15 protein-coding genes are annotated in these 24,023 nt (G+C 34.9%); 2 read left to right on the top strand and 13 right to left on the bottom strand.

The window, feature by feature from the left end:
- Positions 1–15 precede the first annotated feature (15 nt).
- From BT107_RS09465 to BT107_RS09455, 3 genes are all read right to left on the bottom strand, one after another.
- Entirely contained in the window at positions 16–3,186 is a 3,171-nt protein-coding gene (locus BT107_RS09465; RefSeq protein WP_072303539.1) for a SusC/RagA family TonB-linked outer membrane protein, read from the bottom strand.
- 401 nt (positions 3,187–3,587) lie between these two features.
- Positions 3,588–5,072 (bottom strand): sulfatase-like hydrolase/transferase, encoded by a 1,485-nt coding sequence (locus tag BT107_RS09460; RefSeq protein WP_072303538.1) that lies wholly within the window; start codon positions 5,070–5,072, stop codon positions 3,588–3,590.
- Positions 5,073–5,084: 12 nt separating this feature from the next.
- A complete protein-coding gene (locus BT107_RS09455; RefSeq protein WP_072303537.1) occupies positions 5,085–6,737 on the bottom strand; it encodes a sulfatase in 1,653 nt (550 codons plus the stop codon).
- Between the two features lie 293 nt (positions 6,738–7,030).
- Here BT107_RS09455 and BT107_RS09450 point away from each other — a divergent pair, with 293 nt between their 5' ends.
- Together BT107_RS09450 and BT107_RS09445 are read left to right on the top strand one after the other, a co-directional pair.
- On the top strand, positions 7,031–7,489 hold the full coding sequence (locus tag BT107_RS09450) for a (2Fe-2S)-binding protein (RefSeq protein ID WP_072303536.1): 459 nt from the start codon (positions 7,031–7,033) through the stop codon (positions 7,487–7,489).
- A gap of 1 nt (position 7,490) precedes the next feature.
- Positions 7,491–9,671, top strand: a complete 2,181-nt coding sequence (locus BT107_RS09445) for a xanthine dehydrogenase family protein molybdopterin-binding subunit (protein ID WP_072303535.1) — start codon at positions 7,491–7,493, stop codon at positions 9,669–9,671.
- 80 nt (positions 9,672–9,751) lie between these two features.
- On the opposite strand, the gene BT107_RS09440 is transcribed toward BT107_RS09445, so the two are convergent.
- From BT107_RS09440 to BT107_RS09395, 10 genes are all read right to left on the bottom strand, one after another.
- On the bottom strand, positions 9,752–11,857 hold the full coding sequence (locus BT107_RS09440; RefSeq protein WP_072303534.1) for a glycoside hydrolase family 127 protein: 2,106 nt from the start codon (positions 11,855–11,857) through the stop codon (positions 9,752–9,754).
- Between the two features lie 19 nt (positions 11,858–11,876).
- Positions 11,877–13,331, bottom strand: a complete 1,455-nt coding sequence (locus BT107_RS09435; RefSeq protein ID WP_072303533.1) for a sulfatase — start codon at positions 13,329–13,331, stop codon at positions 11,877–11,879.
- 143 nt (positions 13,332–13,474) lie between these two features.
- Positions 13,475–13,804, bottom strand: a complete 330-nt coding sequence (locus tag BT107_RS09430; protein WP_072303532.1) for a VOC family protein — start codon at positions 13,802–13,804, stop codon at positions 13,475–13,477.
- Positions 13,805–13,821: 17 nt separating this feature from the next.
- Entirely contained in the window at positions 13,822–17,049 is a 3,228-nt protein-coding gene (locus BT107_RS09425) for a glycoside hydrolase family 2 TIM barrel-domain containing protein (protein ID WP_072303531.1), read from the bottom strand.
- Between the two features lie 165 nt (positions 17,050–17,214).
- Positions 17,215–17,859 carry a bifunctional 4-hydroxy-2-oxoglutarate aldolase/2-dehydro-3-deoxy-phosphogluconate aldolase gene (locus tag BT107_RS09420; protein ID WP_072303530.1) on the bottom strand — a complete coding sequence of 215 codons (645 nt, stop codon included), beginning with the start codon at positions 17,857–17,859 and terminating at the stop codon, positions 17,215–17,217.
- Complete coding sequence (locus BT107_RS09415) at positions 17,837–18,796, bottom strand: 2-dehydro-3-deoxygalactonokinase (protein WP_072303529.1); 960 nt, start codon at positions 18,794–18,796, stop codon at positions 17,837–17,839. Before BT107_RS09415 ends, BT107_RS09420 begins: the two co-directional genes overlap by 23 nt.
- Complete coding sequence (locus BT107_RS09410; protein WP_072303528.1) at positions 18,797–20,245, bottom strand: aldehyde dehydrogenase family protein; 1,449 nt, start codon at positions 20,243–20,245, stop codon at positions 18,797–18,799.
- Positions 20,220–21,386 (bottom strand): mandelate racemase/muconate lactonizing enzyme family protein, encoded by a 1,167-nt coding sequence (locus tag BT107_RS09405; RefSeq protein ID WP_072303527.1) that lies wholly within the window; start codon positions 21,384–21,386, stop codon positions 20,220–20,222. Before BT107_RS09405 ends, BT107_RS09410 begins: the two co-directional genes overlap by 26 nt.
- A gap of 86 nt (positions 21,387–21,472) precedes the next feature.
- Positions 21,473–22,483, bottom strand: coding sequence for an L-rhamnose/proton symporter RhaT (locus BT107_RS09400; protein WP_072303526.1), 1,011 nt, complete (start codon positions 22,481–22,483; stop codon positions 21,473–21,475).
- A gap of 163 nt (positions 22,484–22,646) precedes the next feature.
- Positions 22,647–23,951 (bottom strand): GntP family permease, encoded by a 1,305-nt coding sequence (locus BT107_RS09395; RefSeq protein WP_072303525.1) that lies wholly within the window; start codon positions 23,949–23,951, stop codon positions 22,647–22,649.
- Positions 23,952–24,023 lie beyond the last annotated feature (72 nt).

Below are 24,023 nucleotides of genomic sequence, written 5' to 3'. Positions count from 1 at the left end.
CTGTTTTTTTTTAAATTAGAAACTAAAGTTTACACCTAGCGTATATGTTCTTAATGATGGGTATGTACTATCTCTAAAGTTATTGTAGCCAGAAGCTTCTGGATCTAGACCTAACTTGTATACATCAGAAAACATAGTAAATAAGTTTAAGCCTCTTGCAAATACTTTAATATCGCAAGCCTTAATTTTTTCTTTAGGTATGGTATAACCAATCTCTAGTTCTTTTAATCTTAAGAATGATGCGTCATGCAGCCATAAATCTGCTCCTTGAAAGTTGGCAGGGTCTCCACTTTGGTTACCGCTATATTTATCATCTTGAGCAAAAGCTCTTGGGTAACTAGCGTCTCTGTTTGTTGGTGTCCACCTTTGGTTGAATACATATTCTGGTTTAGCTCCTGACTGATCAAAAAATACTAGCATTTCTGCTTCAGCTTGTCCTTGAAACAAGAAACTCATATCAAAATTCTTGTATTTAAACCCTCCAAAAAGGCCAAATTGTATTTGTGGTATATTAGAGCCAAAGTCACGAACTCTATCATTAGAATCTATTTTTCCGTTACCATCTGTATCTACATAAATTGGTTCTCCTTCTACAGTACCAGCTAGTTTTACGGGTGTAGCATCTACTTGTGCTTGGTCTCTAAAAATACCCGAAGTTGGGTAGGTAATGTAAGAATCTATAGAATAACCCTCTCTTTTTCTCCATTCAGGAACATCATCAGCTTCTGCTAAAAATACTACCTCATTTCTAGCCTTGGTAATGTTACCACCTAAGTTATAGCTAAAATTATCATTTACTTGTTTGCTCCAACCTAATTCTAATTCCCAACCAAAGTTGTCTACTTTACCAATGTTTTCTGCTGGTAATGTTAAACCAGCAGCATCTGGTATTGCAGCAGCTCTTGTAACAAGAATATCTTCTCTGTTTTGATAGAAGTAATTAAAATCTCCTGTTAATTTACTATCGAACATAGAAAAAGCTAAACCAATATTTTTCATATAGGCCGTTTCCCAAGTAATATTAGGGTTAGGGACGTTATCTGGTGTATATCCATTGTAACTAACACCAGGAGAACCAAAAACATAGTAATTTGGGTTTGCAACATCTGTTGCTCCGCCATAATCAAAACGAGTTAGGTATTGAAAAGCTCCAATACGATCGTTACCCATTTTGGCCCAAGACCCTCTTAAACGTAAATCTGTTAACCAATCTGCATTGTCTAAGAAAGATTCTTTGTTAATTGCCCATGAAGCAGCAATACCTGGGAAGGTACCGTATCTTTTTCCAGGACCAAAGTTACTAGAGCCATCATGTCGCACAGTAACGTCTACAAAATACTTCTTTTTGTAATCGTAAGAAAAAGATCCAAAGTAGTTAACTCTTCCCCATTCTTGAGATGTGCCAAATGATTGTTGACCTTCGTCACTACCAGCAAATAACTCTGTATGTTCTTTTGTTGGAAAACCTTGACGTTGTGCCCAAAACTGTCTTTGTTCTGATTGTGCTTGCTCGTACCCAACAAAAGTGCTAATAGAATGATTTTCGCCTAGTTTTTTGCTGTAGTATAATGTAGCGTTAGCCTGTATTTCATCAAACTTCCAAAAGCCTTCTCTAAGAATTCTTTCGCCACCTCTTTGAGATTTACCTGTAGAAGGCACATACTCGCCAGTATCTTGCTGATATGTATAAACCGTCCATGGTGTGTACCAAGATTTCTGATCGTTATTTTGTCTGCGTATACCAACAAAAGATTTGAAAGATAAACCTGGTGTTATTTTATTTAAGTCCCAATCAAAAGAAAAACGACCACGTAATGTGTTGTCTATTCTTTTTAGAAAACCAGATTGGTTACTAGACATAACGTAAGGGTTAGCTCCGTTTTCTCCACCCCATCCCGGTAATCCGTTAGGGTAAATGCCGGCTTGCGTTGGCTCATTGGTGTAAATATGTTTGTATATAAAACCAGCGTCTACACCTGGTTCTTGTGTGTTTCCAAATCTTCCAGAAATATCTACACCTATTTTAATGTCTTCTGTAAGTTTAATATCTAAGTTAGAACGTACTTGGTTTTGTTTAAATTTTAAATCTCCAGATTTAAACAAACCTACTTGTTTAATAAAATCGCCACTAACAAAGTATTTTACATCTTCGTTACCACCAGAAATAGAAATTGTATTTCTAGATTCTGGAGATGTTCTAGCAAAAGTTAAATCGCTCCAATCTGTACTTGGAAAATTAAGCGGATCTGTACCTGATGCATATTTGTCTATTTGCTCTTGTGTAAAACGTGGAGCCTGTCCTAATCTGTCAGTGATCTCATTCTCATAAATAGCATACTGCTCAGATGACATAAGGCTTGGCTTAACAGAAAAAGAAGATAAGTTGTATGATGAAGAGATGTTAATTTTTGGTTTCCCAGATTTACCTCTTTTTGTTGTAACTAAAATTACACCGTTTGCTGCTCTAGCTCCATAAATTGCAGCTGCACCATCTTTTAGTATTGTTATAGATGCTACATCTTGTGGAGATAGTTGAGAAAAAGATCCAGAAACTACACCATCTATTAATATTAAAGGCGAGTTGTTGTTTAAGGTAGATTTACCTCTAATTAATAAAGATACGTCTCCTGTAGATCCAGGATAACCACCTCTATCGTTCACAATTAAACCAGAAACTTTACCAGCTAAAGACTTTGCCAAATCTTTATTAGATGTTTTTTCTATGTCTTCACTTTTAATAGAACTAACAGATCCTGTAACTTCTCCCTTTTTTCTAGTTGTATATCCTAAAACTACAACCTCTTCAAGGTTTTCTGCATCTGTTTCTAATGTTATATTAATAGTAGACTTGCTACCAACAGTTATTTCTTGTGCTTTATAGCCTATATAGGTAAATACTAAAACAGTGGCATCATTATCTACGGTAATACTGTAATTACCATCAAAATCTGTGGTTGTACCCGTAGTTGTTCCTTTTACAACAATACTAACACCTAGCATTGGCCCCATTTCATCAGAAACAGACCCTGTAATAGTTCTTTGTTGTGTATTTATAGGAGGAGTGTTCTCTTTTGCACTTGCGTGTAAAGTTATAGCCAATAGGTTACATAGTATAAGTTGTATTAAGAGCAACTTATTAAATAGGGAAAAATAATTCCCATTTTTTTTACTTTTTGGTTTTTTCATAATTCTGAGTTGTTACGTTAGGAGTTTTTTAGTGACATATTGTTTTTATGCTAAGCTTCTAATTCTTAAATATTTTTAGTTATTTTAGATACGTAGCATTTATCTAGTTTTTAAGAAAAATAGTAACGAAGAAAATGTATATATCATAAAAATTAGTTTCATATATCAAAAGAAGTGTAAAAAACAGGGTGTCTATTTATCAATTTTACCTTTCGATAACATTATTTTAACCTTTTTAGTTAAAATGACTCGTATTCTAGGTAATGAGGTGTAATTTGGGGTAGGTGGCCTTTACAAGTAGTTTTTTTTAACCTTAAAAGCTTTGTCTCTAGCACTTAAAGAAGAGCACAAAAAAACTCCTTGGTAGTATAAGGAGTTTGTATTAAAATATATGTTTGTATTTATTTAGGTAATGCAAAAGTATTATTAAAAGTGGCCATTGTGCTGTCTTTCCACATTCTCTCTAAATAGGTAGGGTCAAACCAAAGTGGTTCTGTGTGGCTATTACTCCATTGCTTTGCAGTATCTACAAGTTGTTTTAATATCTCTGGGTGCGTAGAGCTTAGGTCATTTTCTTCACTAATATCTTCTGTAATTTTAAAAAGTTTCCAAGGTTGTCTGCTAACTTTTAATGCTTTCCAGTCGTCTTTTCTAGCAGATACATCTGTGTAACCTTCTCTGTGGCGCATAGCAAATAATGTTTCTTTTGCGTGTGGATCTTCATTTGCCAAAATAGATTTCCATACGTTTTTACCATTTAAAATTTTGTTATCAGGAAGCTTTGCTTGTCCTATATGTGTTAGAGTAGGGTAAATGTCTAAACTTGTAATAGGGAAATTATTTTTTTGCCCTTGCGCAATATTTTTTGGCCAGTACATAAACATAGGAACACGGTAACCACCTTCCCAGGTATCTCCTTTTCTACCGTTTAAAGGATAGTTAGTTGCACCGTGATCTGTGTTTCCGCCATTATCACTTAAAAAGATAATTAATGTATTTTCTAATTGATTTGTTTCTTTTAATGTATGTACTATTTGTTTTACACCTCTGTCTACAGCATAAACCATAGCGGCATAAGTTCTTCTGTCTTTATCTTTTATATCTGAAAATTTTTCTAAATCTTCTTGCTTAGCTTCTAAAGGTACGTGCGGAGCATTGTATGCCAAGTATAAAAAAAATGGTTTGTCTTTGGTTGCTGCTTCTTTTACAAAACGAGATGCTTCTCTAGAAAAGGCATCGGTTAAATATTCTGTCTCTTTAACTTCTTTACCATTGTGTTCTAGCGGAAGTATGTAATCTCTAATTATCTTTTTCTTAGCTATCTTTTGGCGTTCGTATTGTGCTTGGTATTGCTCTGGAAAATAATTATGACCACCAGCTAAAAAACCGTAGAAATCTGTAAAACCTCTTTCATTAGGGTGGTATTTGTGTGTGGCTCCTAAATGCCACTTGCCAATTGCACCAGTGTAATAACCCGATTCTTGTAGTGTTTTAGCAATAAATTGCTCGTTAATAGAAATTCCTTTACCTTGAGACTCGCCATTGGCGGGTAAGTTAAATTGCGATCCTATGGTATGCGGATATCTACCGGTTAATAATGCAGCTCTACTTGGTCCGCAAAACGGATGCGCAACATAGGCAGATGTAAACATTGTACCTGCACTTGCTAGTCTGTCTAGTTCTGGTGTTTTAATATCTTTACTTCCATTAAAGCCAACATCAGAATACCCTAAATCATCACAAAGAACAAGTAAAATATTAGGTTGCTTTGTTTCTGTTGTAATTTCTGGTGTTGTCTGTGCTACTTTTTTAGGTTTGTTAGTACAGCTTAATATTAATAATGATACTGCAAAAAAAATAGCTCTGGTGTTTTTATATAAAATCATATGTTTTAATACCTAGTTAAGTTGCGCTAAATTACCTTTCCAACCCTTGTTAAATTGCGTTAGCAGTTTTGCTACAATCTCTGGATTTTCTTTTGCGATATTAACGGTTTCAGTAGGGTCGTTTTTATGGTCGTAAAGTTCAATAAATATAGGGTCAGCATTTTTATCTGTGTAATCTTTCCAAACAATAAATCTATATTCTTTAGTTCGCATAGAATACCCCATTAACTTGTTCTCGAACAAATCTCTGTTCCATTTATCTCCTTGTTGTTGTTTTATTTTTTCTTCAACCTCTTCAATTAAGGGGCCAAAGGAAGTTTCTTTCATTCCTTTAGATAAAGGGTTTGCAGCCCATTCTCTTAACGCTGGTGTTGGGAACTGACTAAAAACTGCATTTTTCCAATCTAAATCAGGATTGCTTAACAGCGGTTTAAAGCTTTGTCCTTCTGCTGTGTTGGGAACACTAACATTAACCAAGTCGCATAATGTTGGGTACATATCTACCAACTCTACAAGGGCATCTGTTTTTTTACCTCTAATTTCTTTAGCCATACCTGGAGAGGTAATTATTAAAGGTACTCTAGTTGCAATTTCGTAATTTGTTGCTTTACCCCAAATACCCATATCGCCTAAGTGCCAACCGTGGTCACTCCATAATATAACTATAGTGTTGTCTCTTTGTCCAGATTCATCTAATGCTTTTAGCATACGTCCTATTTGTGCATCTATATAACTTACGCAAGCTAAATACGCGTGTTTTAATTTTATAGCTTGCTCATTGCTTATATCTCCTTTTTTAGGAATATCTGCTCTGGCTCTTAGTTCAAAAGAAGCGTGTAGCCCCATTGCAGCCCCATTTTTTGGACCTTTTTGTTGACTAGCAAGTTTTATATCGTCCTCATTATACATATCCCAGTATTTTTTGGGTGCTTGCCAGTCTAGATGAGGTTTTTTCATTCCTAAACCTAAAAAAAATGGTTTATCAGGATTTTTACGTAGCATATCTTTTAAGGTAGCAATAGCTAAATCTGTATTATAGCCATCTTCATATTCGTTATCCGGATAATCTGCAAACTCATACGCAGGTCCTTTTCCTAAGCCATTACGTAAAGCGTTTTTGCCATATTTTTTTATCATAGCAGCGCTATTCTCTTTTTGCATTTTAATGTTTTCAGGAAGCTTAAAACCAAAAGATGGTTTTTTAGAACTGCTCATAGCACTATGTGGTACAGGTTTTCTACTCCAAGACAATTCTAAATCGTTGTATTTTCCGTGGTAAATTTTGCCAGTATGTACGGTTTCATATCCATTGGCCCATAGGTTCTGTGGCAAGGTTACAATATTTGGATTGGCTTCTCTAAAGTATGTAAAGTTTTCAATTACCTTAATGCTTTCTGGTCTTGCACCTGTCATTAAACTAGCTCTAGACGGACTACATATTGCTTCTTGGCAATAAGCATTATTAAATTGTAAACCATTACTAGCTAAGGCATCTATATTTGGTGTAATGGCAATCTCAGAACCATAAGTGCCGAGCTCTGGACGTAAATCATCAACAGCAATAAATAAAATATTTGGCTTTTGTTTAGTTTCCTTTTTTTTCTCTTTTTGTGATTGGCAACTACTTATAAAGAAAAGTAGTACTATTAATTGCGCGTATCTCATTATCTATTTCAAAAAAGTTAATATTAATTACTATCAAAATAACCTAAAATGAACAACTAAACATTCTTTTAGTTTATCCATACCATACACTATTTTACCTTATTTGTAAACTCGGTAGCTATTTTAGAGTTTAATAATTGGTTTTAGAACGAATAAAAGCTCTTTTAAAACTAGTTTGTATAATGTGTTTTAGATAAAATAAAGTGTTAATAGGTTAAATATAGCGGTTTGTTGTTCTTATTTTTGTGTAAATTTAAAACTTAGACATCTTTATAAAACTAAATATAAGATTTATGACCAAACTAAAAATTAATGGAGAAATACACACTATAGATGTAGATCCGGATATGCCTTTGTTATGGGCAATAAGAGATATTATAGGTTTTACTGGAACTAAATTTGGTTGCGGTAAAGGTTTTTGTGGTGCTTGTATGGTTTTAATGGATGGCAAGGCTGTAAACTCTTGTCAGCTTCCTGTTTCTTCTGTGGGAGAAAATGAACTAATTACAGTAGAAGGACAAACAGAAAATCTTCAGTTATTGCAAAAATCTTGGGAAGAGCACAATGTTCCACAATGTGGATTTTGTCAGTCGGGACAATTAATAACGGCAACAGCTTTGTTAAACGGTAATAGCAATCCGTCAGAAGAAGATATTAATAATGCTATGGTGCGTAATATTTGCCGTTGTGGTACATACCCTCGTATAAAAAAGGCTATTAACCATTCTGTAGAATTAAAAAACAAAGGCTAGTATGAAAGATGTAAAAAATGTAAGTCGTAGAAGCTTTTTAAAAGGTTTAGGTTTGGCTTCAGGAGGATTAATAATTGCTTCAGGAACAACACTTTTTGTTGCTTGCGAACCAAAAGATATAGTAGAGTTTAATCCTAATTTATTTGTTCAGCTTAATTCTGATGGAAATCTAATTTTGGTTGCGTCAAGATCAGAAATGGGACAAGGTGTGCGTACCTCTTTAACGTCTGTTATTGCAGATGAGATGGAAGCAGATTGGGATAGAGTAAGTATAAAACAAGCTGTGGGTGATGCTAAGTATGGTGATCAAAACACAGATGGTTCTAAAAGTGTACGTCTTCTGTTTGAAGAAATGCGTAAAATAGGAGCAGCTACAAAGGCAGTATTAATTACTGCTGCAGCTAAAAAATGGGAGGTACCTGCATCAGAATTAAGAGCAGAAAACCATTTTGTTATAGATAATAATGGTAAAAAAATAGGATTTGGAGATTTAGTAGAAATTGCCAAAACATTAGAAGTACCTAAAGATGTACAGTTAAAAGATCCTAAAGATTTTAAATATATAGGTAAGTATTTACCAAGTAAAGATGTTGCAAATTTATCTAACGGAAGTGCTGTTTTTGGTTTAGACAAGCGAGTAGATAATATGAAATTTGCAGCAATAAAACGTTGTCCTGTTGCTTTTGGAACTGTAAAATCTTATGATAAAACAGCGGCCTTAAAAGTAAAAGGTGTTATAGATGTTGTAGAAATTCCTATGTTGCGTAAGCCTTTTGGCCCTTTAGGTGGTGTTGCTGTTGTGGCAACAAATACTTGGGCTGCTTTTAAAGGTAAAGAGGCATTAAAAGTAGAGTGGGATTTAGGCGATAATAACGCCTATGATTCTGAAGAGTACATGAAGCAATTAACAGCTAACGTACACAAAAAAGGAAAGGTTGCAAAAACTGTTGGTGATGTAGAAGGAGCATTTAAAAAAGCATCTAAAACTATAGAAAGTACATACCAATTGCCACATTTAGTACATGCGCCAATGGAAGTTCCAAATGCAGTTGTATGGGTGCAAGGTAATACTTGCGAAGTTTGGGCACCAACGCAAGAACCACAACGAACAAGAACAGAAGTTAGCGCCTTTTTAGAAACCGGGGAAGAAAATGTAACAGTTAATGTTACCTTTTTAGGTGGTGGATTTGGAAGAAAATCTAAGCCAGATTATATTGTAGAAGCAGCAGCAGTTTCTAAAGCAATTAAAGCTCCTGTGCAAGTAGTTTGGACAAGAGAAGATGATATACAACATGGTTATTACCATACGGTAGCTGCGCAGTATATGAAAGGCGGTTTAGATAAAGACGGAAAAGTAACTGGTTGGTTGCATCGTTTTGCATTGCCTTCTATAGCATCTACTTTTGCGCCTGGAACTGTAGACCCTGCTCCTTTTGAATCTGCTAGTGCTACAAACGTCCCTTTTGAGATTCCTAATATGCAGGTAGAAACAGGAGAAGCGCCGGCACATGTTAGAATAGGTTGGTTGCGTTCTGTAATTAATATTCCACATGGATTTGCTATAAATGTTTTTGCTGATGAATTAGCGAATGAAGCAGGAGTAGACCCGTTAGAGTTTAGACTAAACCTTATTGGTAGCGACCGTATTGAAGAAACAAAAAACGAATACAAATATGATACTGCTCGTTTAAAACACGTACTAAAGCAAGCTGCTAAAAATGCAGATTGGGGTAAAAAATTACCAGAAGGACATGCAATGGGTCTTGCAGTACATTATAGTTTTTTATCTTATGTTGCATCTGTGGTTGAGGTATCTGTTATAAATAATAAAGTAAAAGTACACAACATACATTCTGTTATAGATTGTGGCTTGGCCGTAAATAAAAATACTATTACGGCACAAATGGAAGGCGCTGCTATTTTTGGTATGTCTCTAGCTTTTTACGGAAAAATTACAGCAAAAAATGGAGCTATAGAGCAAACTAACTTTGGTGATTATCAAATGTTACGTATGCCGCAAGCACCAAAAATATACGTAGAGATTGTAGAAAATAACGAAAAACCAACCGGTGTTGGTGAGCCAGGTGTACCAGTTATAGCACCCGCAATTGTAAATGCAATTTTTAAAGCAACGGGCAATAGATACAGAACATTACCGCTTAAAGATCATAAGTTAGTTTAAGACACTATAGTTAACAAAAATTAAAAAGGGGATAAGTTGTAAAACTTATCCCCTTTTTTCATAAAAACTAATTAACTATCTTATTCCCAAACAACAGGTAAAAATACTGTCATTTCACTTTCTTTTTTATTATTTCTGTTAGACCAAGCATAGTATGGTACAAATGTAGTGTTGTACGTTTCCCACTCTGGCTTGTCTACTTTGTGGTACATTTTATCTGTTTTTGTAGCGTCCTTACGTAATAAAACATTACCTGTAATAGCAGAAACACCGCCTAAAAAGTCAGGTCTGTATTCAGATGTAAGTTGCGATGCATCCCCCTTAATAAAGACATCTAAAATACTAGTGTCTTTTGGTAAATCTGCCGACTCCACACAGTATACAAGCGGACCTCTTTTTATTGCTACTTGGTTACGTACTTCTTCAATACGTTCGTGGCCTTCAACAAAATTTATGTTTAATGGCATTGCAATACGTATAACATCATCTTTTTTCCACTCACGATTAATTTTTGCAAATTCACCTGCTTTTACAGTAACATCAGCATCTTTTCCGTTTACAGAAACTTTTGTGCCTTCTGCCCAATCAGGAATTCTAACAAGCATATCAAAAGATGTGTTTTTACATTCTTGCATTGTTATTTTAACATCTCCATTCCAAGGGTAAGCAGTTTCTTGCTTCAATTTTATTTTAGAACCATCTGTAAGTGTTGTGTTTAAAGTGTTGCCTCCGTATAAATTAACTGCAATACCATTTTTAGATTTGCTATATGCCCAGCCAGATACTTTTGCAATAGTACGTACAAGGTTAGGAGGGCAGCAAAAACAGTCTAAATAAGCTTGTCTTGTTGGGAACTCTGTATTCATTTTGTCGTAATCTCTAGAGCCATGAATTACTCTAAGTGGGTTAGCGTAGTAATATCTATCTCCTTCTAAATTAATGCCAGATAAAGCACTGTTGTACAATACGGTTTCCATAATGTCTGCATATTTAGATTCTCCGTGTACGCCTAACATACGATAGCTAAACATAGAGTTGCATACATTAGCGCAAGTTTCATTGTACGCTGTCATATTAGGCATCATATACTCGTCTATAAAGCCTTCTTCTATCTTATCTCTATTGGTAGATGCTCCGTAGTGTGTTTGGCCAACTGCTCCAGTTACATACATTTTTTTAAGGGCAACATTCATCCATAGTTTGTCTAAGGCATCAATTAAAGCTTGTTCTCCTGTTTCTGCGTATACATCTGCTGCGCCTGCGTAGTAATACAATGCTAAAACGGCGTGGCCAACTGCTTCATCGGACTTACGTAATGGTGTGCGTTCTTGTACCATATCTCCAATAGGATATCCTTTAGTTTCTGGAGTTTCTGCAACTTTGTAAGCGCCTCTATTGTTTATAAACTTTTCAGCAAGCTCTAAATAGCGTTTGTCATTTGTTGTTCTGTATAACTCTACCAAGCCCATAATTTGCGTTTGGTTAAATCCAAAACGGCCATAGCGCTCATCATCTGTCATAAATAACGAGTGTAATAAGTCTGCGTGTTTAACAGCAATGTCTAAAAAATTAGTCTGACCAGTAATTCTGTAGTGAATGCAAGCACTGGTTAGTAAGTGACCAGAATTGTACATTTCATGAAACTTTCTGTTTTCATACCTAGAGCGATCTTTGTTTAATTGTATCTGCGTTTGTAGGTAACCATCTTTTTCTTGTGCTTTTCCAATAATATCTATATAACTATCTATCTCTTTTAATAATGCTTTGTCTTTGTTTTGTGCGTAGACATACATTGTAGCTTCCATAAATTTATAAAAGTCGCCATCATGCCAATGCATTCCTTTGTGCTCGCCTTCTTTTAAGCCAGCTGCAATTTTAAAGTTATTTAGTGCGTGACCAGTATCACCGGTTAATAAACTACGCATGTAAGGAACCATTTTTGTTTCGGCAATTTTAAACTTATCAGCCCAGAAACCTTCTGTCCACTGACAGTCGCCCATATCTATACTTTTAAAAGCAACATGCGGACTATTAGCATTATTTATAATGCCAGCGTTTGGATCTAGGTTTAAAGCTAAGTCTTTACTTTCTGTATTTGCAGTAACAAACGTATCGTTTGTTTTTTCTTTTTGGCCGCACGAGGCAAGTACAAGTGCGCTAAATGCCAGAATTGTTATGTGTTTCATATATTAAGTTGAGTTATTGTTAGTTTGCTATTTCTTTATACCCGTTGCTCTCTTTTAAAGGGGTAGTATATTGTTCCATTTCTTTTTTTACCATTTCTGGAGTTCTGTAGCGATCCATACGGTCTATGTCATAGTTTTCAAAACTTCTTTTTAACATCCATAATGGGCGTTGAAGGGTAGATTCCCATTCAAACATTTTTTTAAACATAGACTTTACTCTGTCTGGGTGGTTTGCTGCAATATTGTTTTGTTCTGCAGTGTCTGTAGATAAATCATATAATTCTGCAGGTCTGTCTGCAAATCTTATTAATTTATAGTCGCCTTCTCTATAAGCTAAGCGTACTTCTTTTTTCCAGAATAAGGTATTGTGTGGTCTGTTGTTGTTTTGTCCGTTAATATACGGCAGTAAGTCAACACCATCTATATCTTTTAAATCTGCAACATTTCCGCCACCTGCAGCGTAAAAAGTAGGGAGTAAATCTAGTGTACTCACCGGAAAATTATATTCAGATTTAGATTTTATTTGTTTTGGCCAACTTATTAAAAAAGGAACTCTTATTCCGCCTTCTAAATGGTTAGATTTTGTACCGCTTAATGGTAAGTTTAACGATGCATTTTTATCTGTTGGTCCGCCATTGTCATTAGAGAAAACAACAATTGTATTTTTGTCTAGTCCTAGTTCTTTTAATTTTTCTAAAACGCTACCACAAGCTCTATCTAAAGCTAAAGTCATTGCTGCTAGTTCTTTTCGTTTACCGGTTAAATTAGGAAATTTATCTAAGTCCTCTTTTTTAGCTTGCATTGGTGTGTGTACCGCATTAAAAGCTAAATAGATAAAAAACGGATTGTCTTTATTTTTTTCGATAAATGAAACTGCTTCTTTTGCTAATGCATCTGTAACATATTCTGTAGGTTCTTTGTAGTCGCCAAACCCTCTTTCCATTCTGTTGTCTAAGTTTGCTTTAGAAACATCTTCATAGCCAAAGTAATTACGAGCACCACCTCTAAAGCCATAAAATTCATCAAAACCTCTCTTGGTTGGGTGGTAGCGGTCTGCATCACCCAAATGCCATTTGCCGTACATAGCAGTTTTGTACCCTAGTTTTTTTAAATAATCTGCAATAGTTAATTGGTCTAACGGTAAGCCCATATCATCTGCTAAAAATTTAGAATTGGCACTCATATAACCAGGAACATTTATTTCTTCGTACCCAAAACGTTGTTGGTATTTACCAGTAATTAAGCCAGCTCTAGATGGCCCGCAAGTTGCATCTGTTACATAACCCTGTGTAAACTTTACTCCAGATTTAGCCAGTTTATCTAAGTTAGGGGTTTTCATTTCTTCACTGCCTTGAAAACCAAAATCTGCATAGCCAGCATCATCAGAAAACAAAAAAATAATATTGGGTTTTTCTTGTGCTTTAAGGTTGATTGCTACTGTTAGTAGTAAAATAAAAATTAAATTTCTTTTCATCTCTTTGTATATCACTGTTAAAAATGAGTGAATTACAACAAATTAAAAGAAAAATAAGGTGAAATGATTAATGCAAATTACCTAGATGTAGCATTATTTTAACTCTAAAATGTGGTAAAGTGTTTAAAATAGAGTTATTTTAACTAAGTATGTTGTGGTTTTATCTCCATAAACTCTACAGGAGCTCCGTTGTGTTCTATAAAAGCTACACGCACGCCTTCGCCAGGAGAAAAAGTATCAACTAAAATATCTTTGCCTTGTAAGGCATCTTCCATATTGTCTACAAAATAAGCTACGTGTGGTATGGTGCGCATTAACTCTGGCATTGGACTATCGGCATCAAACTTTAACCACTCAATATTATATTGGTCTTTGTCAAATTCGGTATAATGAATTTTTCCAGGTTCGTAAAAACCATCCCAATTCTTTTCTTCTGTAGTTGGTATACCTATGTGACTAAATTTGTAATCCATAATTTTAAGTTTAAATTTTACTGTAATGGCTGAATAAGAAATTGAAAATTATACTCGCCAGATTTTAAAGTGTATTGTGGTAATAAGTTGGACAATGTACCTCCTAAGCCAGTCTGTGCGTAGTCTATGTTTAGGGTATAAAAATCCTCAGTAACAAGATCAAAAGGATGTTTTGCTTGTTCTATATTTTCTGAAGAATATGGCCAAACTGAAAAATTAAATTCTGGTACTCCTGTTATTGTAATGCCACTTTTTTTACCACTCGTTAGTTTTAGCCAGCGTGTTTCTGTTCTATTTCCGTTTTCTTGTGGCATAACGTAATTGGTAAACATATCATTTGTTTTAAAGTGGTATTCTCCAATTTCAGAATTACGTTTACGATCACTATAATTTTCATACGGACCATTACCATAATAACTTGTGTTTTTTAGCTGCTTGCTAATACCCATTGTTAAGCCCACTCTAATTGGAGCAGGTAAAGATTCGCTAGCTGAAGACTTAAAAGAGACCAAGACAGTGGCATCATTATAGACAGTATATCTAGTGCTAAAACTTAGCTTGTTGCTTGCGTATTGCTCACTTGTGATTTTGATGAATTTCTCATTTTTTTCGCTAATAACAACTTTGGTGCTTTTTACGCTATCTAAAATGTTTTTCCAAAACTGTCTACCTTTTTTAAGCTGTTTATTGCTTGCGCCTCTAATATCATTATCTATAGGTGGTCTGTAGAAATTTGGTTTTAAAGGTGAAATAATTTGTTCTTGCCCTTTAGTTTTATAAGATAATAATTGACCGTTTTTCTTAGATATTTCTACTGAGAAATTAGACCCATTAACTGTAATTGTATTTTCATTTTCTAAAATAGAAATACTGTTTTTAGAGGTTGATGTATGTTCTGATGTTGCCTTTTTAGCTTTAAGTAATAACTGTTCTTTGGCAATTAGATATCCTTTTTTCGCCCATAAACGATCTCTTTTTTCATGTAACGTTAGGCGCAACCAATAATCTGAATTGTTTTTTAAATTACTTTTATAAGGAATTGTAACTATGGCAGATGCAGCAGCAGCTATGTCTTGACTAGCAAGTTCTTCAGATTCTAACTCTTTTCCGTTTTCATAAATACTCCATTTAATGGTGTATTTATCTAAGTTTGTAAACGTAAATCTGTTTGTAATTCGCACTTGCTTGCTTGCTTTATTTGCAGTTTCAAAAACCACAGGCTGAAAAACATATTTTGCTTCCCAAGCGTGCGGGTTAGGTGTACGGTCTGATGCAAATACACCGTTTATGCAAAAATTGTGATCGTTGGGCATATCGCCAAAGTCGCCACCGTAGGCATAATATGTACTGCCATCTTTATTGGTTTTTGTTAGTCCTTGGTCTACCATATCCCAAATAAAACCGCCAATTAAATTTGGTTTAGCTCTAATCTCATCCCAAAATTCACCTAAGCCACCCATAGAGTTTCCCATAGCGTGCATATACTCACACATTACAATTGGTCTGTTAATATGTGGGCTATTGGCTAAACTTATTAATTGCTCGTGATCTGGATACATTCTACTTATAACATCTACATAGCCAGGATCTGTTGGGTTGGCCATAGTTGGCCAGTTGTTAGATGCAAAACCAGCATTTTCTACGTAATTAGGGTTATTTGGGTCTCCTTGTGCTCCTTCATAATGTATAAATCTAGAGCTGTCATAATCTTTTATCCAGGCAGACGCTGCAGCAAAAGCGGGACCAGTACCAGACTCGTTTCCTAAAGACCAGGATATAATACTTGGGTTGTTCTTATCGCGTTCTACCATACGGTAAACCCTACTTAAAATAGGTGCTGTCCAAGACGGTGTTTGGGGTATGTAACTACCTAAGTGGTGTGTTTCTATATTGGCCTCACTCATAACATAGATGCCATACTCATTACAAAGCTCTATAAAATATGGGTCGTTAGGGTAGTGAGAGGTACGTACAGCATTAAAGTTATATTGCTTAATTAACGCAGCATCTTTACGTAAATCTTCACGCGTTAATGCTTTGCCTCTTGTTGGGTGGTGGTCGTGCCTATTAACACCCATTAGTTTTACAACTTTTCCGTTAATTAATAGTTCGTTTTTTTTACTAAACTCAACTTTTCTAAAACCTATTTTCTGGCTCCTAGATTCTGCTATTTTTCCGTTTGGATCTTTTACGTTTAATACTACAGTATACAAATACGGGTTTTCTGCAGACCATTTGTTTGGCATTCTAATATTTGCCTCTAATAAGCCAAATTTTGTAATGTCTCTGGCAGGCCATCTTTCATTAAAAATAGTACTAACGGGTACAGTAATTTCTTTGTCTAAGACCTGTTTTTTATCAGCATTAAATAACATTGCAGTTATAGTCCAGCCTTTTAAATTGTCTTTATTCTCTTTTACCCAAACCTTAGGTCTAATTTGTAGTTTTGCGTCTTCTATGTTCGCATCAAACTTGGTTTTAATATAGAAATCGTTAATTGCTATTTTTGGTTGTGCCAATAATAGTACTTCACGGTGAATTCCACTTAAACGCCACATGTCTTGATCTTCTAAATAACTGCCGTCACTCCACCTAAACACTTGTACAGCAACTCTATTTGTAGTATTGGGTTTTATATAGGCAGATATATCAAACTCAGCAGCTAAACGACTGCCCTGACTGTAACCTACTTTTTTACCATTTACCCAAACGTAAAAAGCAGAAGATACACCGCCAAAATGAAGAATTATAGATTGATTATCCCACTCTTTAGGTACTTCAAAATCTCTATAGTAACTCCCGACGGGGTTATCTCTGTAAATTTTAGGAGGAATGGGAGGTTGTGGTCCTCTCCAATCATACTTTAAATTTGGACCTTGTATGTTGGGTGTAAAAGGATATGTAATATTTGTGTATATAGGCTGCCCATACCCTTGTAATTCCCAGTTTGATGGTACGGGGATATCCGCAAAATCTTCACTTGTGTAATCAGCAGCAACAAAATCTGTTGGTCTGTTTGTAGACTTTGCGGTGTATTTAAATTTCCAAATGCCATTTAAAGACTTTACTCTTGCTTTATCTCTATTACCTTCTAAAGCGTCTGTAGTATTTTTGTATGAATAGCTGGCAGTACGAGCTTCCATTTTGTTAATCTCGTAAATATGCTCGTTCTCCCAATCATTTTGAGCAACTAAAGATTTACATAGCAAAATAGATAATAAAAATAGGGTTAATTTAATTTTCATAAAATGTTATTGTTGTGCTAAGCTTCCTTTGTTAATTTCTCCGTTTTCTCCAATTATGTAAAAACCACACTTAGCCTATTTAAATAGTAAAAATATCCACAGTAGATACCTAAATATATAAATTCTGGTAGCTAATCTATATCTTCATTCTTTGCTAAATAAAGATCATAAATATGCTTTAATTTCGTCTTTAATGCTTTTAAAATGATCTGCTAAACCATTAAAATCGTTATTTTTAATAAGCTGTTTGTCTAGTAGAGAACTACCCATACCAACCCCAGTAGCTCCAGCGGCAAAAAAAGATTCTATATTGTCTTTTGTTACCCCGCCTGTTGGTAGTAGCTTTATTTTGTTAAGTGGTGCCAATACATCTTTTATGTAAGTAGGACCTAGTTGTGTAGCAGGAAATATTTTAACAGCAGAAGCGCCTAAAGACCAAGCTTTGTAAGCTTCTGTAGGAGTAAAAGCACCAGGAAAAATAGTAATTCCGCCTGCAACCGCTTTTTTAATAACATCTTCGTTTATAATTGGTGTTACAATAAACTGTGACCCCGCAGAAATAGCTTCGTTGTAATCCTCCATTGAGCAAACAGTACCAGCACCAACATTTAAATTTGGGAATTTAGATTGTATTTCTGTTATAATTTTTGCTGCGTCAACAGTATTCATTGTTATTTCTATAGTAGATAAACCTGCCGTAACGTAGGCATTTGCAATACCAATAATTGTTTCTAAAGGTAAGTTTCTAACAATACCTACAATTGGTGCATTGTTATGTAGTTTCCAGTTAAAGGGGTTGTTCGTTTTCATATTGTAATAAAATTTTCTTTTGCCCTAATAACAATGCATTCTCTAATACTTTATCATCTAAGAGAATTAATTGTTTTGGATTAATTATTTGTTTTAAAGCGATTTTATAGAGGCTAAAAACAGGATCTGGGGCAACTAAAAATATGTTTTCTGTAGTATGTTCTAAGTAGCTAATTTCATCTCCAATTAAAAGTCCGCTTAAAAAGTAATAGTTTTGTTCTTTTGTTCTAGTTTGAAGTAAATCTTTAGCTCTAATTGAAAATAAACTAACACTTAATTGTCTTTCTAACCCAAGTTGAACGCCCTCTAAAAAAGGTTTTTCTAAAACAGTTGATGAGGTAGTGCTAACCGAATTAACTAAAATGCTTTTTTTAGAAAGTACCTCAAATAATTCACCTGTCATAAAGTTCTTTAATTCAGTATAAATCTCTTTGTTGTATGTAATGTGTTTACTGTGTGTTCCGGGTAGTAAAAGAATCCCTTTTTTGTATTCTTTTAATTCTTGTGCTAGCCCAATGGCTTGTATTTCTTCGCCGCGCATCATTCCAGAACTAGTTTTTGCGCCAGAAACTAAAAGTACCTCAAGGTTATTGTTAAAAATTAAATGTTTCCAAATTAAATTATTTCCTGATGCGTTTAAAGGGAAATCGGCATAACTAAGCTCAAACAAACCAATATTGGCAGATGCCATACCTGCAGCAACAATTATATGTTTTTGGTGCTCTTTAGGCAAACTAGACATCTGTTTTTTTAAGTAGTCTGCAAAAAATTGAGTTTGTTCTTTTTCTCTTTGCTTTAAAAATTTTTCATAAAGCAATTTTATGCCACAGTCAGTTTTGTGTTCTGCTAAAATTGTTAATGTAGTTGTTTCTACAACTCGTAATCTAAAATTAGAAGTTCCCCAATCGCAGCTAATAAAGTAGTTTGGTAGTGCCATTTAGTTTAGTGCTTTTGTGACTCTTTTTTTAATTAAGTAATCATCTAACGCATAAGTAGAGCAGTCTACGCCAATACCACTATTTTTAACACCACCATGAGGTAAGTAAATATCATATTTTACTCCGTTTAATTGTACTTCTCCAAACTCTAGTTTATCTGAAAAGTATTGCAAGGTTTCATCGTTTTTAGAAAACACATAAGAGGCTAAACCTGCATCTGTATTGTTTGCGTATTCTATTACTTCTTCTTTAGCAGAAAAAGGAACAATAGTAGCTACTGGTCCAAAAATTTCTTCTTGTAAAACTGGAGCTTCAGGATTGTTAATGCTTATTACTGTAGGTTCAAAATAAAACCCAGGTTGCTCTAAAGTATTTCCACCAAATTCTATTTTTCCGCCTTCCGAAACAGCTTGTTTTAATATGCGTTGTACTTTTGCTACAGATTGTTTATTTGTTAATGGTCCCATTTCTGGTTTGTTATCTTTTCCAAAACCAATGGTTGTGTTTTTAAATTTTTGGACCATACCTTCTGTAAATTCTTTAAGTACAGAAGTGTGAATGTAAAACCTATTTGGGGCAACACAAATTTGACCGGTATTACCAACCTTTAATGCTGCGCCTATGTTTATAGCTAACTCTAAATCTGCATCATCAAAAACAATAAAAGGAGCATTGCCGCCACATTCCATACTATATCTTTTTATAGATGTTTTACTGCTTTGCTCTATTAATTTTTGAGCTGTTTCTGTAGAACCAATCATTGTAATTAGTCTAGGTATTTTACTTTCGCATAACGGAATACCTACGTTAGACACATCGCCACAAATAACAGTAACCACGCCTTTAGGAAAGTTTATCTCATGACAAATTTCTCCTATGATATATGCTGATAAGGGTGAGAACTCTGACGGTTTTAGAATAATGCTGCAGCCTGCTGCTAGCGCTGGACCAAGCTTAAATCCTAAGTTTAGAAGCGGAAAATTATAAGCCAAAAATGCGACAGCAACGCCTAAAGGTTGTGAGACTATATGGTGTTGGTGTGTACCTTCCTTGTCTTCTATTTCTATATTGGTACGTTTTACAATTTCTTCAGAATAGTATTTTAGAGAATTTGTAATGCTTGTAAGGTCTTCTTCGCTTCCTTCCCAAGTTTTACCCATTTCGTGCATAATACTACTTCGTAGCAAATCGCTCTTTTCTATTATTTTATTTCTAAGCTTATCTATCCAATTTAGGCGTTCTTTTATGGGTAGGTTAGACCAGTATTTAAAGCCTTCTTTCGCCGTTTTTAAAGCGTGCTCAGTATCTTCTTTACTAGCCCACGCTATGTTTGCGACAGCTTTTTCATCAGCAGGACATATTACATCAAAAGATGCCCCGTTAGAAGCATCCTTTAATTCGCCATTTATATATAGTTTTTTATTACCGAATTTCAAATCTTTTTTCATTATAATGGGTTTCTTTATCAAGGTATTTTTCTAATTCGTCCATATTTACATCTACACCTAAACCAGGAGTATTAGGAACGCATAATAGTCCGTTATTAATAGTAAGATCGCATTTTGTAACAATGTCTCTTAGCGCATTTTCAGACCTGTCTAATTCCATTGTTGGTAAGTCATTATACATTCTACCTGGATTTTTATCTAGGTTGCCAACAAAATGTGCGGCTGCGCTAATAGCAATCCAAGTACCCCAAGAATGCGGAACAATATCTTTGTTAAATGCTTGGGCAAGTGTCGCAATTCTTTTGGCCTCTGTTAAACCTCCAGAGGCACAGATGTCTGGTTGTGCTATGTCTACGCACTCGTTTTCTAATAATCTTTTAAAACCGAATTTTAGATACTCGCACTCGCCACCAGCAATTGGTATTGTTGTGTTTTCTCTTAATCTTCTGTAACCTTCATAATCTTCTGGAGATACGGGTTCTTCAAACCAAGAAATACTATATTTTTCTACTTTTCTGCAAAGTTCTATTGCCTCTTGGTAGCTGTAAGCGTGGTTGGCATCAATCATTAATCTAATATCATCTCCAATGGCTTTGCGTATGGCAGCCACATACTTTACATCTTCTTCAATGCTTAAGCCTACTTTCATTTTTATGGCTTTAAAACCTTGTGATTTGTAAAGCTTTGCTTCTTCTATTAGGACTTTTTCTAAATCGTCTACGCGGGTAAAATATAATCCGGTAGCGTAAGGTTGTATAGTTGGGTTTTTTAATCCGCCTAAAAGAACAGCAACGGACATATTTAGTATTTTTCCTTTAAGATCCCATAATGCAACATCAATAGCGCTTAGGGCAGCTTGTAAGCTTCCGCTTCTGGCATAATCCATAGATCTTCTGTACATTTCTTGCCATAAGACCTCGTTCTCAATTGCTTTTTTGCCTATTAAAAAGGGTCTAAAAAACTCTATACCTGCTTTAATTACACCTGCTGGGCCATAGCCTTCTCCCCAGCCATATGTGCCGTCTTCTAGTGTAATTTTTACAAGACATATTTTTCTAGTGTTATACTGCCATTGCGAAAAATAAAAGGGAGTATCCAACTCATGGCTAATTACGTAAGGCTCTATGTTTTTTATCTTCATACCAAAGTGGATTTTTTTTGATCCTAAAAAGTTTTATAAGCGATTAGGATTGTATTTTTATAATTATGGTTATTGTGTGTTATTATTTAATAGTTGGCATAGCCTAGAATACATATTGCAGTAATAAGTACTGCTAGTCCGCCAATAAGTATTTTAAAAGGACCATTTGCGTTTTTCCATTCTCCTGCTCTATATGCCCATATGTTACTTATTATTAGTGCTAAGCCTAATAGAATTGGCCACCCAATAACAGGTCCTAAATCTCCCATTAAAGCTGCTCCTTGTCCGTATACGCCAAGTGCTGCAAACCAGAAAACACCAGTAGCTATTGCCCATAGATATGCCTTTTTGCTATTTTTTACTTTAAAAGAACTCCATGTGTTATTTTTTGCTAACCTGTAAATAGCATAACCGCCGTTCATTGCAAATGCTCCAATTAAAACAACAACCCAAGATGCTAAACTTGCATTTTGTGCACTTGTTCCATAATTGTCTACAGCTATTTTTGCTACAGGAGCAGCATTAGAGAAGCCTACATTTAAAAAGGCAGACAATACACCAGAGGCAACAGCGATTAATACACCTGTTTTTATAGATTTGTTATTAGAATCTTCGTTTTTGTTTTTGAGTTTATCTCTTTTAACACCTGCAATTGCGGTGATGCCTACGCCAATTAGAAGTAATAGAACACCTGCTAGTATTATTGGAAATGATGGCTGAGAAAAAGCACCTTCTATTTGAAATAAAGGAATAATACACCCCATTGAAGCTGCTAGTCCCATAACAATACCGTAAGTAATAGATATTCCGGTTTTTTCTACGCTAACACCAAAAAGAATACCTCCTATTCCCCATAAAAAGCCATATAAAGCGGCTGTCCAAAAAGTGCTAGAATCTGTGCTGGCTATAATATTAAATAAATCTGGAATAACAATTAATGCCCATATAACAGGAATAAGAATCATAGCAACAAAAGCCTGTACAAGCCACCAAGCTTCCCATTTAAGTGGAGCCATATATTTCATTCCTAGTCCAAAAGTTCCTTGAAAAAAACTTGCAAATACAACGAGTATAATTGCTAGTGAGTATGCATCCATTTTAATGTGGTTTTTTGTGTTAGTTGTTGGTATGGCGAGCGTGTGCGTAATTAGCTAGTCATCCTTATATCACAAAGAAACCTTAATATTAAATGTGCATATTGAAGAATTTTACCTTAGATCAGCATTATTTTACCCTATAAGCACAAAATTGACTATTGTATTAGTCGCTTAGGAGTATGTGGGCAATTAAAACCATTAATCCGCCTGATAAAGAAACTACAGCGGTAAGTAAGCTAAAAGATTTTAGCAGTTTTGGTACGGATACATTGTGTATTTCTTTAAATAGCCAAAAGAAGCTACTATTTACGTGAATAATTCCTAATGATCCGGCACAAATTGCAGCTGTTGTAAACGTTGGGTCTAGCGTGCCGTTACTAATTAGTGGTGCAACAATTGAGGCCGTGGTTATTAGTGAAACAGTAATAGAGCCTGTAACAGTTGTAAATAGCATACTAAGTAGAAATGGTACAATTATACCCATAGAAGAAATTGACTCCGAATTAGAGAATAAAGAGCTAACAATACCAGTGTCTTTTATTACTTGCCCAAAAGCACCACCTGTTCCTGTAATTAAAATAACAATGGCTGTTTTAGAACCTGCGTTATTAAAATGCGAATTTAATTTTGTGGAGAAGTTCTGTTTGCCAAGGAGTGGTAAAGCAAAAAGAATTCCTATTAACAAGGACCATATAGGGTTTTTAATAAATGCTATAAAAGCACTTTCTCCTTTAACAATTGCACCTGTAGACATTAAAATAAGCGGAACTAATAAAGCGGCAAATGGTAATATCTTTTTGTAGCCAGATAATTTTTTATGTTCTGTTTTATTTATTTTGCTGCTATCTATTTCGTTAGTAGTTTGTAGGTTTTTTTTATTGAATTTTAACCACGCTAATCCTCCAATTATAGCTGCAATTGCAACAGCAACGTTTAGAGGTATAATTTCGCCTGCATTAATATTAAATGTTGATGCTACAGCTAATGGACCAGGTGTGGGTGGTATTAAAGCGTGTGCAACAGTTAAACTCATTGCTAAAGATAATCCAAGGACTAAAATTGAGTGCCCAGATTTTTTAGATAATACATGTAAAGTAGGGAGTAGTGTTAGGTATGCAACATCCATAAATACAGGAATACCAATTAAAAAGCCTATTAGGGCCATACTTAATGGAAGGTATTTAGTGCCAAAAAGGGTAATTATGCTATCTGCAATTACGTCTGATCCTCCAGTATTAGATAGTATCTCGCCTAATAAAGCGCCAAAAAGTATAATTAAACCAATCCATTTTAATGTGTTGCCAAAGCCGTTTAGTAAGCTTTCTGTTACTGTTGTAACCGAGCCTCCAGAGGCTAGACCTAAAATTAGGCCAAATATAAGCAGCGCAGGTATTGGGTGTACTTTAAAAACAGTAACTGTTACAATTAATAAAACAATACAGATTACTAAAATAATTAAGGCATGCATAAGGTGGTATGGTTGTTATTTGTTTTAATTAATCAAATGTAATTTTTAAACTAAATTTTGGTACTAGTGTTT

The organism is Cellulophaga fucicola, from assembly GCF_900119145.1.
Classification (GTDB): Bacteria; Bacteroidota; Bacteroidia; order Flavobacteriales; family Flavobacteriaceae; genus Cellulophaga; species Cellulophaga fucicola.
Note: the sequence above shows the minus strand (reverse complement) of the source record. Positions and strands in the feature narration are given on the sequence as shown.

Excerpts from the sequence above, each read along its gene's own strand:
- BT107_RS09465 (WP_072303539.1), bottom strand. The coding sequence starts at position 3,186 with ATGAAAAAACCAAAAAGTAAAAAAAATGGGAATTATTTTTCCCTATTT.
- BT107_RS09460 (WP_072303538.1), bottom strand. The coding sequence starts at position 5,072 with ATGATTTTATATAAAAACACCAGAGCTATTTTTTTTGCAGTATCATTA.
- BT107_RS09455 (WP_072303537.1), bottom strand. The coding sequence starts at position 6,737 with ATGAGATACGCGCAATTAATAGTACTACTTTTCTTTATAAGTAGTTGC.
- BT107_RS09450 (WP_072303536.1), top strand. The coding sequence starts at position 7,031 with ATGACCAAACTAAAAATTAATGGAGAAATACACACTATAGATGTAGAT.
- BT107_RS09445 (WP_072303535.1), top strand. The coding sequence starts at position 7,491 with ATGAAAGATGTAAAAAATGTAAGTCGTAGAAGCTTTTTAAAAGGTTTA.
- BT107_RS09440 (WP_072303534.1), bottom strand. The coding sequence starts at position 11,857 with ATGAAACACATAACAATTCTGGCATTTAGCGCACTTGTACTTGCCTCG.
- BT107_RS09435 (WP_072303533.1), bottom strand. The coding sequence starts at position 13,331 with ATGAAAAGAAATTTAATTTTTATTTTACTACTAACAGTAGCAATCAAC.
- BT107_RS09430 (WP_072303532.1), bottom strand. The coding sequence starts at position 13,804 with ATGGATTACAAATTTAGTCACATAGGTATACCAACTACAGAAGAAAAG.
- BT107_RS09425 (WP_072303531.1), bottom strand. The coding sequence starts at position 17,049 with ATGAAAATTAAATTAACCCTATTTTTATTATCTATTTTGCTATGTAAA.
- BT107_RS09420 (WP_072303530.1), bottom strand. The coding sequence starts at position 17,859 with ATGAAAACGAACAACCCCTTTAACTGGAAACTACATAACAATGCACCA.
- BT107_RS09415 (WP_072303529.1), bottom strand. The coding sequence starts at position 18,796 with ATGGCACTACCAAACTACTTTATTAGCTGCGATTGGGGAACTTCTAAT.
- BT107_RS09410 (WP_072303528.1), bottom strand. The coding sequence starts at position 20,245 with ATGAAAAAAGATTTGAAATTCGGTAATAAAAAACTATATATAAATGGC.
- BT107_RS09405 (WP_072303527.1), bottom strand. The coding sequence starts at position 21,386 with ATGAAGATAAAAAACATAGAGCCTTACGTAATTAGCCATGAGTTGGAT.
- BT107_RS09400 (WP_072303526.1), bottom strand. The coding sequence starts at position 22,483 with ATGGATGCATACTCACTAGCAATTATACTCGTTGTATTTGCAAGTTTT.
- BT107_RS09395 (WP_072303525.1), bottom strand. The coding sequence starts at position 23,951 with ATGCATGCCTTAATTATTTTAGTAATCTGTATTGTTTTATTAATTGTA.